This is a genomic window from Flavobacterium aquidurense (genome assembly GCF_002217195.1).
Lineage (GTDB): Bacteria > Bacteroidota > Bacteroidia > Flavobacteriales > Flavobacteriaceae > Flavobacterium > Flavobacterium frigidimaris.
This window is the reverse complement of record NZ_MUGR01000034.1, coordinates 1-11,922: the sequence shown is the minus strand read 5'-3', so window position 1 is coordinate 11,922 and position 11,922 is coordinate 1. Positions and strand designations below refer to the sequence as shown.

At 34.5% G+C, this 11,922-nt stretch carries 10 protein-coding genes; 5 read left to right on the top strand and 5 right to left on the bottom strand.

The genetic code is table 11. The annotated features are described in order from the left end of the window. Positions 1 to 7 precede the first annotated feature (7 nt). On the top strand, positions 8 to 241 hold the full coding sequence (locus B0A67_RS16665) for a hypothetical protein (protein ID WP_072955540.1): 234 nt from the start codon (positions 8 to 10) through the stop codon (positions 239 to 241). Between the two features lie 224 nt (positions 242 to 465). On the opposite strand, the gene B0A67_RS16660 is transcribed toward B0A67_RS16665, so the two are convergent. Next, on the bottom strand, positions 466 to 2,514 hold the full coding sequence (locus tag B0A67_RS16660) for a M16 family metallopeptidase (protein ID WP_072954595.1): 2,049 nt from the start codon (positions 2,512 to 2,514) through the stop codon (positions 466 to 468). Positions 2,515 to 2,526: 12 nt separating this feature from the next. Next, positions 2,527 to 3,849 carry a M16 family metallopeptidase gene (locus B0A67_RS16655; RefSeq protein WP_072954592.1) on the bottom strand — a complete coding sequence of 441 codons (1,323 nt, stop codon included), beginning with the start codon at positions 3,847 to 3,849 and terminating at the stop codon, positions 2,527 to 2,529. 274 nt (positions 3,850 to 4,123) lie between these two features. Here B0A67_RS16655 and rplU point away from each other — a divergent pair, with 274 nt between their 5' ends. The 3 genes from rplU to B0A67_RS16640 all read left to right on the top strand — a co-directional run bounded on the left by rplU (position 4,124) and on the right by B0A67_RS16640 (position 6,435). After that, positions 4,124 to 4,561: a 50S ribosomal protein L21 gene (gene rplU, locus B0A67_RS16650; RefSeq protein ID WP_072954588.1), complete on the top strand. Its 438-nt coding sequence runs from the start codon at positions 4,124 to 4,126 to the stop codon at positions 4,559 to 4,561. A 24-nt stretch (positions 4,562 to 4,585) separates the two neighbouring features. Continuing rightward, complete coding sequence (gene rpmA / locus B0A67_RS16645; RefSeq protein ID WP_035685981.1) at positions 4,586 to 4,846, top strand: 50S ribosomal protein L27; 261 nt, start codon at positions 4,586 to 4,588, stop codon at positions 4,844 to 4,846. 302 nt (positions 4,847 to 5,148) lie between these two features. Then, positions 5,149 to 6,435: a hypothetical protein gene (locus tag B0A67_RS16640; RefSeq protein ID WP_242670978.1), complete on the top strand. Its 1,287-nt coding sequence runs from the start codon at positions 5,149 to 5,151 to the stop codon at positions 6,433 to 6,435. 2 nt (positions 6,436 to 6,437) lie between these two features. On the opposite strand, the gene B0A67_RS16635 is transcribed toward B0A67_RS16640, so the two are convergent. From B0A67_RS16635 to miaE, 3 genes are all read right to left on the bottom strand, one after another. Next, positions 6,438 to 6,950: a ClbS/DfsB family four-helix bundle protein gene (locus tag B0A67_RS16635; protein ID WP_072954584.1), complete on the bottom strand. Its 513-nt coding sequence runs from the start codon at positions 6,948 to 6,950 to the stop codon at positions 6,438 to 6,440. 156 nt (positions 6,951 to 7,106) lie between these two features. Then, positions 7,107 to 9,869 carry an AsmA-like C-terminal region-containing protein gene (locus B0A67_RS16630; RefSeq protein WP_072954581.1) on the bottom strand — a complete coding sequence of 921 codons (2,763 nt, stop codon included), beginning with the start codon at positions 9,867 to 9,869 and terminating at the stop codon, positions 7,107 to 7,109. Between the two features lie 51 nt (positions 9,870 to 9,920). After that, a complete protein-coding gene (miaE, locus tag B0A67_RS16625) occupies positions 9,921 to 10,502 on the bottom strand; it encodes a tRNA-(ms[2]io[6]A)-hydroxylase (protein ID WP_035685975.1) in 582 nt (193 codons plus the stop codon). A 114-nt stretch (positions 10,503 to 10,616) separates the two neighbouring features. On the opposite strand from miaE, the gene B0A67_RS16620 reads away from it, so the two are divergent. Continuing rightward, positions 10,617 to 11,861, top strand: a complete 1,245-nt coding sequence (locus B0A67_RS16620) for a glycosyltransferase (protein ID WP_072954578.1) — start codon at positions 10,617 to 10,619, stop codon at positions 11,859 to 11,861. Positions 11,862 to 11,922: the final 61 nt, after the last annotated feature.

Below are 11,922 nucleotides of genomic sequence, written 5' to 3'. Positions count from 1 at the left end.
CAAAATTATGAGTACAAACACCCTTTCAAAAGAAACAGAATTGAGATTGGCTGATTTTTTCAGCAATTCTATTGATCCGCAACTTATGGCAAAAACAATTCGGCACGTGAATTATATGCTTGCCTTGAGCCTGATGCGGGAATGTGAAACACTGGAAACCGAGAAAACAAATCTCGAAAATGGTTTCTACTGGTTGAATGAATTAGCAGAAATTCTGAATCCTTATCTGGATGTTGAATGATTAAACAAGAAAGGCTGTCGTAATCGACAGCCTTTCTTGCTTTTAATGTGTGTTGTTCTATGCGAAGTCGAAGAGTGTGCCAATGGGGGCGGGCTTCGACTCCGCTCAGCCTGACAAACAATGAGTAGAAATAGTGCGCATAAAAAAAGCTTTGCCAAAGTTTTTAAACTTTGGCAAAGCCTCTAAAAATCTTAGAACCTTAACAGCTTATTGCCTCAGAACCTTTAAAGGAAATCTTTCTCAGAAACTCCTTCGTTGATCTTGATCTCAGACATTTTTATATCCAATTCAAAACCTACATTCTGAACCAGATTAAAAGGAACTTTAATACCTTTTACTTCTCTGTAGTCGTTGAAGTTTGTTATTTGAGCAGATGATTTTCCGTCTTGTTCGCGAACTTTGCCTTTTGCTGTTTTTAAGCCTGATTTTACATCGTAGTAATATGTTGTTTTGCCATCTTTTATTACATAAGCATCGCTGCCGTTTACAGGCTCGATTCCTTCTACTTTTAAGTCTGTTCTTTTTACGAGTTGTAATTCTTCAAAAGGAGCGGCGTTTGCTTTCATATCAGCAAGATCAGCGCCTTCAAGGTTTTTGCGTTGTCCTTGTTGTTCGATATAAGCGCCTTTTTCGTTTACAACTTGTTTCATCAGATTCATGGTTCCCATAGCAAGGGAAACCATCATTTTTCCTTTAGAATCTAATTTAGACGTAAAAGTCAAAGGTCCTGGTGCCTGAGGAACGGTTGTTGTTCCTGTCATTGCCAGTGTTTTTACTGTAGAAACTGCTTTTTCTCCGCCAATTGCTTTAAGGTAATTTTCGAAAACTGTTTTTGCAGTAATTCCGGCTGGAGCTTCTTTTTTGGTTGCCGGTTTTTCAACAGGGTTTCCGTATCTGTCAAAATAGAAAATCGGAATTTGAAGTTTTTCTAAACCGGTAAGAACGTCAGAACCTTTTCCGGCAATTACAATTCGCATATTGTCTAACAGGAAATATTTGTTGGCAACGCGATAAATATCATCAGCAGTAACATTGTTGATTGTTTGAATGTATTTTTCGTAGAAATCAGCAGGAAGTTTTTCTGTTTCTATGTTCAGGGCATATCTGGCAACGGCTTGTGGTTTTTCGACCTGCATTACAAATCGTCCAATATATCCTGCTTTTACATTTTTTAAAACATCCGAAGAAACTTTTTCTGTTCTGATTCTTTTGATTTCTTTAATAAACTGAACTACTGCGCTATCCGTAACGGTATTTCTAACGGCTGATGAAGCTTTGAATTTGCTTACATATTTTCCGGCTCCAATGTTGGAGCTTGCGCCGTATGTCCAGGCGTGCTGCTCGCGTAAATTCATGTTTAGGTAACTATTAAAATCTCCTCCCAGAATTTGATTTGCAATTACTGCAGGGAAAAAATCAGGATCGCTCATTTTTAAATTCACCGTATTCACTAACGAAATTTCAGACTGAACCGCATTTGGCACATCTACAAAATCAATTTGAAGTTTAGAAACGTTTTCAGGATTTGGATAAGTGCTTTTTGGTGCAGCTTGTTTTTTCCATCCGCTAAAAAGTTTCTCTACGGCTGCCTTTGTTTCTTTAAATTTAACGTCACCAATAATGACTAAATAAGCATTTTCAGGAACAAAGTATGTTGCGTAATTTTTTTGAACATCTTCGAGTGTTACGTTTTTTACTGTTTCTTCTGAAATGTATTCTCCTGAAGGATGATTTTTTCCGTAAGCTAAAACATCAACAACTCTGCTTGCAATTGCAGGAACGCTTTTTTCGTCGGCTTTAAGACCTTCAATTAATTTTGCTTTTTCTTTATCAAATTCAGATTGACTAAAATTGGGTTGCAAAGCACCTTCTGCCAAAAGCTCTAAAACACGTCCTGAATATTTAGAAAGTGAACTTGCGTAAGCGCCTGATGATGTAAAATTAAGGCTTGCTCCGTAAAAGTCGATCTCTTCGTTAAAAGCTTCTTTGGTTGTTTTTTTGCTTCCGTTACCAATTAAGCTGCTTGTTAATTCGTCGACACCTTTTTTGTTTCCTTCTGTAAAAGGAGCGTTGTCTAAGGTTAAATTAAAACTTACTCTTGGTAATTTATGATTTTCAACCACTAAAACTTTCATACCGTTTGCCAAAACAAAAGTTTGTGGTTTTTTGATGTTGACTACCGGTGACGGACCTGGTTTTGGTTGTGGACGATCTTGTGCTTGCATAATTCCAGTCAGGAATAAAAGGATTAAAAATGTATGTATTTTTTTCATGATTCGATAGACTTAGTTTTGAACTTTAGTTGAAGGAATGTAATCTAAAACCAAACGCTGGTTGGGGTTTAAGTACTTTTTGGCAACTTCTCTAATTTCTTCTCTTGTGATAGAGTGGTAAATATCGATCTCAGTATTGATCAGGTTTACATCTCCATAAAGTAAATAGAAAGAAGCCAGGTTTTCAGCAATTCCTTCGACACTTGCATTGGCATTCACAAAATTGTTATCGAATTTATTTTGTAATTTTTCATAGTCTTTTTCAGAAATCAGATCAGTTTGGATTTTTACAATCTCTTCATCCATTTCTTTTAAGATATCGGCTGTAGTATTAGGTGCCATTGGCAAACCGTATAATATGTACATTCCGTAATCTTCCTGACTAAAACCAACAGCACCAATCTGAAGTGCCATTTTTTTGTCATCGACTATTTTTTTGTACAGTTTCGAACTTTTGCCATCACTTAAATAAGAGGAGATTAAATCCAAAACTCTTGCATCCCTGGTTTTCATCGAAGGCGTTCTGTAAGAAGCAACGATCATTGGGATCTGAATATTCGGATCTTCATAAGTTGCTTTTATGGTCTGATTAATCGGTTCTTCGACAAAAGTTTGTTTTTTTACTTCTTCTCCTCTCGGAATTGGTCCAAAATATTTCTGAATCCATTCTTTGGTTTTGGCTTTGTCAAAATCTCCCGCCACAACTAAAACAGCATTATTTGGCGTGTAGAATTTTTTATTAAATGCCTGAAATTCTTCCAGGGTTGCAGCATCCAGATCTTTCATAGAGCCGATAGTGGTCCAGCGGTAAGGATGATTTTTGAACATGTTTTTCTTAACCTCAGGAAGTATGTTTCCGTAAGGCTGATTGTCGTAACGCATTCTTTTTTCTTCCTTAACTACTTCGTTTTGCGTGTCAACACCAATTTTATTGATGATAGGGTGCATTAAACGTTCAGATTCCATCCATAAGCCAAGTTCTAAACTGTTTGATGGGAAAACTTCATAGTAATAAGTTCTGTCGTCAGAAGTATTGGCGTTGTTTACTCCGCCATTGGCGGTAACAATTTTCATCCATTCGCCACGTTTTATGTTTTGTGTTCCTTCAAATAATAAATGTTCAAAGAAATGCGCAAAACCAGTTCGGTCAGGACGCTCGTCTTTTGATCCGACATGGTACATTACTGAGGTAATCACAACGGGAGCTGAGGGATCGTTGTGCAAAATAACATGCATTCCGTTGTCTAAATTATATTCTTCAAAAGCTACCTTTTGAGCATGAGCCACTCCGCCGAGCATTAGTGCTGCACTTAACATCATTATTGATTTTTTCATAAAGATTAATAATTTTTATTTGCCTATAACTTATAGGTAGCCAAGAGTTGATTATCGTTACGCCAAAAATAACTTTTTTTAATTATCAATTACGGGTTTGTTTCTGTTTTGAGGATATTTTAACAGTATTTTACAGCTAAATGTGTTGTTTTACGACCTAAAATGTCTTGAAAAACAGGATTTAAAGCAAAATAAATATTTTTAGAATAAGAGATTGCACAGTAAATTATTAATTGTATATTTGCAACCTTAAAAATCAATAAATCAATTTGGTATGTATGCAATCGTAGAGATAGCAGGGCAACAATTCAAAGTAAGCAAAGACTTAAAGGTTTATGTTAACCGTTTGACTAATGAAGAAGGTTCAAAAGTTTCTTTTGACAAAGTTCTTTTATTAGACGACAATGGTAATGTAACTTTAGGCGCCCCAGCTATAGAAGGTGCTTCAGTAGAAGCTAAAGTGTTACAACACTTAAAAGGAGATAAAGTTATCGTTTTCAAAAAGAAAAGAAGAAAAGGATACAAAAAGAGAAATGGTCACAGACAATATCTTACTCAAATTGTAATTGAAGGTATTACTGCAGCAGGCGGAACTAAAAAAGCAGCAGCTAAAAAAGCAGTTGTGGCAGAAGATGCAGCTACTGAAGAAGTAGAAGCTCCTAAAGCTAAAAAAGCAGCTCCAAAAGCAAAAAAAGAAGCTACTAAAGAATAATAACAATATTTAAACTCATACGTCATGGCTCACAAGAAAGGTGTCGGTAGTTCGAAGAATGGTAGAGAATCAGAATCAAAACGTTTAGGCGTTAAGATTTTTGGAGGTCAAGCTGCTATTGCTGGGAACATCATCGTTAGACAAAGAGGTTCAAAACATAATCCAGGTGAAAATGTTTACATCAGTAAAGATCACACACTACACGCAAGAGTAGCTGGAGTTGTTAAGTTCCAAAAGAAAAGAGATAACAAATCTTATGTATCTATCCTTCCATTCGAAGCATAATCATTAGATTACTTATTACAAAACCCGTTCGCCTTGGCGAACGGGTTTTTTGTTTTTCTGTAAATTGAAATTTACTATCGGCGTATACTTATATATAAGTAAAACGGTAAAATTCATTTTTTTATTATAGGAAGCATATAATAAGTGTTATGTGGTTTTTATTTTTAGTTGAAATTGACACAGAAGCAGGTTTTTGGATTATTAGACTTTCGATCCGATAGCGAACAGGCGAAGCAATTTTAATTTTGGAATTTTTTCAATGTATTATTTTGTATTTTTGGTTAGACTAATCTTACCCAATTTTGAAAAAAATAGTTTTCCTTTTATTTCTTTTCTGTACAAGCCTGTTTGCGCAGGAAATTCATTCTGTTGATGAAATTGTTTCTTTAAATGATTCTCAAAAAAAGATTTTATATGAATATGAGGTTCTTAAAAAGAATGGTTTTGAGACGGATCAATTTTGGCTGAAAAACAAAAATCAATTACCGGAATTAGATGATGCTGTAAGAGATAAATTGGCTGCACAGATTTTTGCGAATTCTGATATCGTTTATTCTCCGCCCAAAGATGCTGCAGTTCAGTTTTGGCTAAAAACACAATTGCTGACCAACTGGATGTTTTATTTGTCTGCATTTATTGCTATTTGTGCGCTTATTGCTTTGTTTAAAAAATATTGGGGTTTACTCATCAATGTATTAATTAGAGGTTTAGCGCCCTTGTTCAGATTTTTATTTTCACCTGTTTTGTTAACTTACGAATTGTTTTTGATAGGTGTGGTCTGTGTGATTTTTGGATGCCTAATTGATGAGTTTGTACTGCGAACTGTAATTATTCATTTAGGTTTGTTCTTGTTGTGGAGTCAGTCGACGGCTTTATTTACTAAAGAATATTGGGTTAAAAAATATTTTTTTGAAATAGAAAATAAATTTTGGGGAACAAATCCCTGGGAAACTGTAAAAACAATATGTCTTCCGGCGATTATTGTTACATTGGCTCTTGTATATGTGTTGTACAAAGTTCCTGTTGATGTTTTTTATAATTATGAAATTGTTGTATTTGGACTTGCAGCAGTTTATGCACTACCATTTTGGCGTTCTTTAGAAAAATATTTATATCCCGTTTTACTGCCTTTTAAAAATGATTACAGAGCCAGAAGTATAAATTCTCTTGCGGCTTGCACGGTTATAGCGATTGTTGTTGCTGCTGTACTTATATTGCAATGGAGTGCTGTTTTTTATCCTGTAATAGCAGCATTGATAGGTTTATTGCTATTGTCGTTCCTGGTGCTGTCTTCGAAACTGAATTACAGGTACAATTATAAAAACTATTATTATTTGCAATTTGTGACTGTTCTTTTTCTTGCGGTGGTTTTTCTGTATGGTTTTTATATTCATTTGAACGAAATCATCTGGTTTTCGCTCATAGCGACAAGTATCTTTATTGTAATAAAATATATGGAAGTAATTTCGTTTTTCTCTGACTGGAAAAGAGGAAAAACCTGGGCCTGGAAATTATTAGGTTTGGCTGTAGTATTATGGTTGTTGGGTAAAGGTATTTTGTATGTTTCTAAAATCCTTTTTGTTAGCTAGGTTTACAGAAGATTATTCTCTTTTTTCCACTTTCGGATTCTTCCTCTGGCATTATTGTACGGAGAAGCGGTATTGAATTGTATCATTCTGCCTAATGTCCATTTTTCGTACCAGGGAGTTTCGTACAGTTCAGCGTTGGATTTTTGTTCAATCAATGAGAGGATTTCGTGAACTGTATTGTCCAGTTTATCACATAAAACCAGAAAATTGTCCTCTTCGTAATCTTTGTAGAATTTTTGTGCCAGTTTTCCGAGTTCATTCCATTTATAGCCTGACTCAGGAAAATCGACGATCTCTTGGTTGTCTTTTTTGGTATTCCATTTAAGTACCAGTTTCCCCCAGCCTGTGAGATAAGAAATAAGATTATTAATACTCATTACAGTATCTTTTGCGTGTCCTTCTAAATTCGTAATCGTAGCTAGCTCAACAGGAATGCCTGATAGCTCTTTTTTAAGCTTATTGTAATTGGTTTTGATTGCGATTTGCAATTCTTCTTTATTTGTGGGAACAGCCATAATCTAATAGTATGTAACTTTATCAAATATAGCTAAAAAGTAAAAAACCTTTGTCAGAGTTTTATAAACTTTGACAAAGGTTTATATTGTTTTTTTAGGAAAACTGCGGTCCTGAATTGGAATTTGGAATTTTAAAAATGTGGAATTTAAATTCTGTTACTCGGTATCCTTGGTTTCTTCCAGATCTTCGGATTTTCTTCCTAGTTTTATTTTCGGATTATCCTGTGTTCCGGTTACAGTTAAAGGGATTCCGAAGATGCCAAGAGGAGGGAGGCCTAAACGCATTTTTAGGTTTAGTTTTCCGTCCAGGCTTGTTGTTCCTTCAATTCTCGGTCTGAAGCCTGCAAATTTAAATTTGAAGCGTTCTACAGTCATGATATTGTTCTTGATTGTAGTTTTGATGTCGACCTTAGAAAGATCAGGATTTTGCATCGATTCAGAGTTCGTTGCCTTACTTACGGCATTAAACATTTTTAATCCTCTTACTTTTACATCTTTCACAGAAAGTGTTCCGCCGCCAACAAGTGATGGGTAAACCGGATCCATGTTGCTGTTTAAGCGGCCTTTTAACTGGTAATCTACAGAAACAATTCCTTGTGCTTTTTCAGCAGCGCTGGCCATTTTTCTGAAAACTTCTATTTCGTTATATGCTTTTTTAATGTCAAAATCAGATCCTTTGATATTAAAATCAAAATTTGCTTTTTGAGGAGTAATAGCCTGATAATTGGCGTTCATGGCAACATTGCAGCCAATTAAGTTAAAGCCTGTGTTTTGCATGCTCAGTTTGCCTTTGTTCATGCTTAAATTTCCAACTGCATTTAGAAGGTTTAATTTGTCAAAATTTACTTTCTGGGCATTTGCTGTAAATTGCAAATTCAAATTTGTCGGAACTATGATAACTCCTGTTTGTTTTACTTCGGTTTGTGGGGCCGGAGTTTCTGTTTTAGTTTCTGTTAAAGTAGTATTTGCCGTTGTGCTTGACATAAACTCATCAACGTTGATGTATCGCGAGGTAACTTTAAAAGAGCCTCTTAAAACGCCTGTATTGGTGGTTACATAATTGAAAACGTTTTGCAGGTATCCATTCATTCTAAAATCTGATTCGCCATAAGCAGCCAAAAAGTTATTGAACGACATTTTATCCTGATTGATTTTGAAAATCCCTTCTTTGATGATGAATTTTTTTGGCAGATATTCTGATGCGATACCAATTTTTCTAAGTTCAAGAGTTCCTTTGTTATAAAGTTTGCTGTATTTTCCTTTTTCGGCATCGCTTTGTTTTCCTTTCAAAACAAGATCAGCTTTTACAAAACCATCCAGATCAAGTCCTTTTTGGGAGAAAACTTTATATATTTTATTCACATCAAGTTCGCCTTTTGCTTTAATGTCATACGTTAAATCATTAAAGTTGCTCAGGTCAGCTTCTACAAAAACAGGTTTGCCTTCAAATGTAAATTGAGTGGGTTTTAGAGTTACTTTCAAATCATCAAAAGTTCCTTTTTGATTGTTGATGGTAGATTTAATGATAATATTGGTAATTGGATTTGGGTAATAAGGTGTTTTTAAATAACCATTTTCCAAATTAATAGTTCCGTTTGTAACGGGGAAAAGTTTGTTTTTGAGATCAAATTTCCCGTTTGCTTTTACATCACCGGCCAAACTTCCTTTTAGGACTATAGACGGGATTCCGAGTGCTTTTATTAGTTTTTCAAGATCAATTTTGGCTTTAAAATCAGCATTGATATTTGGGGTGTTTATGCCTTCAACATAGAATTTCGACTTTAAGTAATCCTGGTTGATATTTAAAGACAAATTTTTTGCATCTACAATAACAAGATCCGGATTTAAAGACGGAACCTTTGTTTTGATTTCTAAATTTAAGTTAGAAACCGGAAAAGCACTTTTGTTATAATTTACAAATCCGCTGTCTATTTTTACATCCAGATTTAGATCCGGTGCAATATTTTTAGAAGCAATATAATTTCCTTTTAATGTTAAAAGAAGATTGGTGTTTCCTTTTAATTCGGTTTTAGAAAGCCAGGTAATGTATTTTGGAGGAAAAGCGGTAAAGACATCATACAATTTGCTATTATCTGATTTAATGACAAAATCCATGTTGTAACCGTCTTTCAAAAAGTCAAATTTTCCTTTAAAATCTACCAAAAGCTGATTGATTTTAAGGTTGTTTTGTTGAAAATAGAACGATAGCGAATTTACATTTACTTTGGTAATTAAGTCAGCATCAATTTTTTTGTTCATTAAATACGGTTCACCTTCATAAACGATATTTAGTTTCTCGATTTTAGCTTTTGAGTATAAATCAAACACAGCTTTGGTTAAATCTCCTTTTCCTAAATAATTGAATCCAAAAGCATCAAAATGAACTTTGGTAGATAAGTCGTCATAAATTATTTTACTGTTTAGGATTTCGATTTTTTCCAGTTTTAGCGATGCGTCTGCATCAGTACTGTCTTTAGTATCTGTTTCTGTTGCTGACGATTTGTAAACGTTGTAATTTGCTTCGCCTTTTGCATTTACTTTTACATTAATAAATGAATCCGATAAATAAATCTGGTCAATTTTTACCTCTTTGCTAAATACCAGACTGGCTACATCTATACCAAAAGAAACCTCTTTTGCCGTGATGAATTTTTCGCTTTTATACGGAGCTGATCCGTTAAGGCTTAGATCACTTAAAGTTAGGGTCAGGGAAGGGAAATGCTGAAAAAAGGAAACAGAAACATCAGAATAATTCAATTCTGCGCTTAGTTTTTCGTTTGCCGTTTTTTTAATTTGCTCCTTGATTTTGTCAGCAAAAATAATAGGAGTTAAGAATAATAATCCAATAATTACAACAAAAGTAATTCCCAGGTATTTAGCCGTTTTTAATAAAATAGACTTCGTTTTATTTGCTGACATAACAAATTGTGGTATTTATAGGTAAAATGTAAGTAGAATTAAAAGAATCTATTATCCGTGAACGGTTTCGCTTTTTCCGTAGTTGGTAATAATAGAGCCTTCATATTCAATCCATTCTTTCCAGCGTTTATCAATATCTATGTTGTCTGTATATTTTCTTGCAAATCCTAGAAAAGTGGTATAATGGCCTGCTTCAGAAATCATTAAATCGCGATAGAATTTAGCTAATTCTTCGTCTTTTATATTTTCTGAAAGTACTTTAAAACGCTCACAGCTTCTGGCTTCGATCATTGCTGAGAATAATAAACGATCGCAAAGAGCGTCTTTTCGGCTTCCGTCTTTTTTCATGAATTTAAAAAGTTCATTTACATAATGATCTTTTCTTTCACGACCCAAGGTCAAACCTCTTTTTTTGATAATGTCATGTACCATCTGTAAATGCTCTAATTCTTCTCTGGCAATCACAAGCATTTCAGTTACTAATTCCTCTAATTCAGAATTGTAAGTAACTAAGCTTATGGCATTCGAAGCAGCTTTTTGTTCACACCATGCGTGATCTGTCAAAATTTCTTCGATATTCGATTCTACTATATTTACCCAACGAGGGTCTGTGGCTAATTTTAATCCTAACATAATTTCCCGGCATTTTAGATCTTGCAAAATTAGTGTTTTTTATTACTAAAAATCACGAAATATCGCATGATTGCGCTCAAAAAAGCATTATTTTGTAGCCTCAAATATTTTATAATGAATCAGGTAAAAAAACTTTTAATCATTGGCTTTGTCTGGCCTGAACCAAATTCGTCTGCTGCGGGAGGAAGAATGATGCAATTGATTTCTATTTTTAAGCAAAATGGATTCGAAATTACATTTGCCAGTCCGGCTTTAGACAGTGATTTTATGGTTGATTTATCAGAGTTTGGTGTTACGAAAAAATCTATTGAACTGAATAATTCGAGTTTTGATGATTTTATCATAACGTTAAATCCGGACGTTGTTTTGTTTGACCGTTTTATGATCGAAGAGCAATTTGGCTGGCGCGTTTCTGAAAATTGTCCAAAAGCGATTCGGTTATTGGATACTGAAGATCTGCATTGTTTAAGAACGGCAAGGCAAAAAGCTTTTAAGGAAAACAGGACTTTTGAGCTTTATGATTTGTTGTCTGAAGAAGTAGCGAAACGGGAAATTGCCAGTATTCTGAGATGCGATTTGTCTTTTATTATTTCTGAATTTGAAATGAAAATTTTAAAGGATGTTTTTAAGATAGATTCCGATTTGTTGTATTATTTGCCATTTCTGGTATATGAAATGGCTGAATTGGATTTGTTGAAATTGCCTTTGTTTGAAGAACGGAAAAATTTCGTTTTCATTGGGAATTTTTTACATGAACCCAATTGGAATACGGTTCAGTATCTGAAAGAAACGATTTGGCCTTTGATAAAAAAGCAATTTCCGGAAGCGGTTTTAGAAGTTTATGGCGCTTATCCTTCGCAGAAAGTTTTGCAGCTGCATCAGCCTAAAAATGGTTTTTTTATTATGGGAAGAGCTGAAAATGCAAATGAAGTGGTTAAAAAATCACGCGTTGTTCTGGCTCCAATTCGCTTTGGTGCCGGTCTCAAAGGTAAGTTGTTGGAAGCGATGCAATGCGGAACGCCAAGTGTTACTACAACAATTGGTTCTGAAGCAATGCATGCCAATTTATCCTGGAATGGTTTTATTACAGATGATGTCGAGTTGTTTGCAAAAAAAGCAGTCGAATTGTATCATGATGAAAATTTGTGGAAACAAGCTCAGAAAAATGGAGTTGCGATTGTAAACGAGTGTTATCAGTTAAGTAAGTATTCAACGGCTTTGGTGACAACGATTAATTCGCTTTTGAATGATTCCGAGAGTCATAGACTGCATAATTTTATGGGGAGTTTATTGCAGCATCACACCTTAAAAAGTACCAAATACATGGCAAAATGGATTGAAGCTAAGAATAAGAATTAAGCTTACTTTTTTTTTGAATAATAAAATCCCCGATTACATTCGTAATCGGGGATTTTATTAT

Excerpts from the sequence above, each read along its gene's own strand:
- B0A67_RS16665 (WP_072955540.1), top strand. The coding sequence starts at position 8 with ATGAGTACAAACACCCTTTCAAAAGAAACAGAATTGAGATTGGCTGAT.
- B0A67_RS16660 (WP_072954595.1), bottom strand. The coding sequence starts at position 2,514 with ATGAAAAAAATACATACATTTTTAATCCTTTTATTCCTGACTGGAATT.
- B0A67_RS16655 (WP_072954592.1), bottom strand. The coding sequence starts at position 3,849 with ATGAAAAAATCAATAATGATGTTAAGTGCAGCACTAATGCTCGGCGGA.
- rplU (WP_072954588.1), top strand. The coding sequence starts at position 4,124 with ATGTATGCAATCGTAGAGATAGCAGGGCAACAATTCAAAGTAAGCAAA.
- rpmA (WP_035685981.1), top strand. The coding sequence starts at position 4,586 with ATGGCTCACAAGAAAGGTGTCGGTAGTTCGAAGAATGGTAGAGAATCA.
- B0A67_RS16635 (WP_072954584.1), bottom strand. The coding sequence starts at position 6,950 with ATGGCTGTTCCCACAAATAAAGAAGAATTGCAAATCGCAATCAAAACC.
- B0A67_RS16630 (WP_072954581.1), bottom strand. The coding sequence starts at position 9,869 with ATGTCAGCAAATAAAACGAAGTCTATTTTATTAAAAACGGCTAAATAC.
- miaE (WP_035685975.1), bottom strand. The coding sequence starts at position 10,502 with ATGTTAGGATTAAAATTAGCCACAGACCCTCGTTGGGTAAATATAGTA.
- B0A67_RS16620 (WP_072954578.1), top strand. The coding sequence starts at position 10,617 with ATGAATCAGGTAAAAAAACTTTTAATCATTGGCTTTGTCTGGCCTGAA.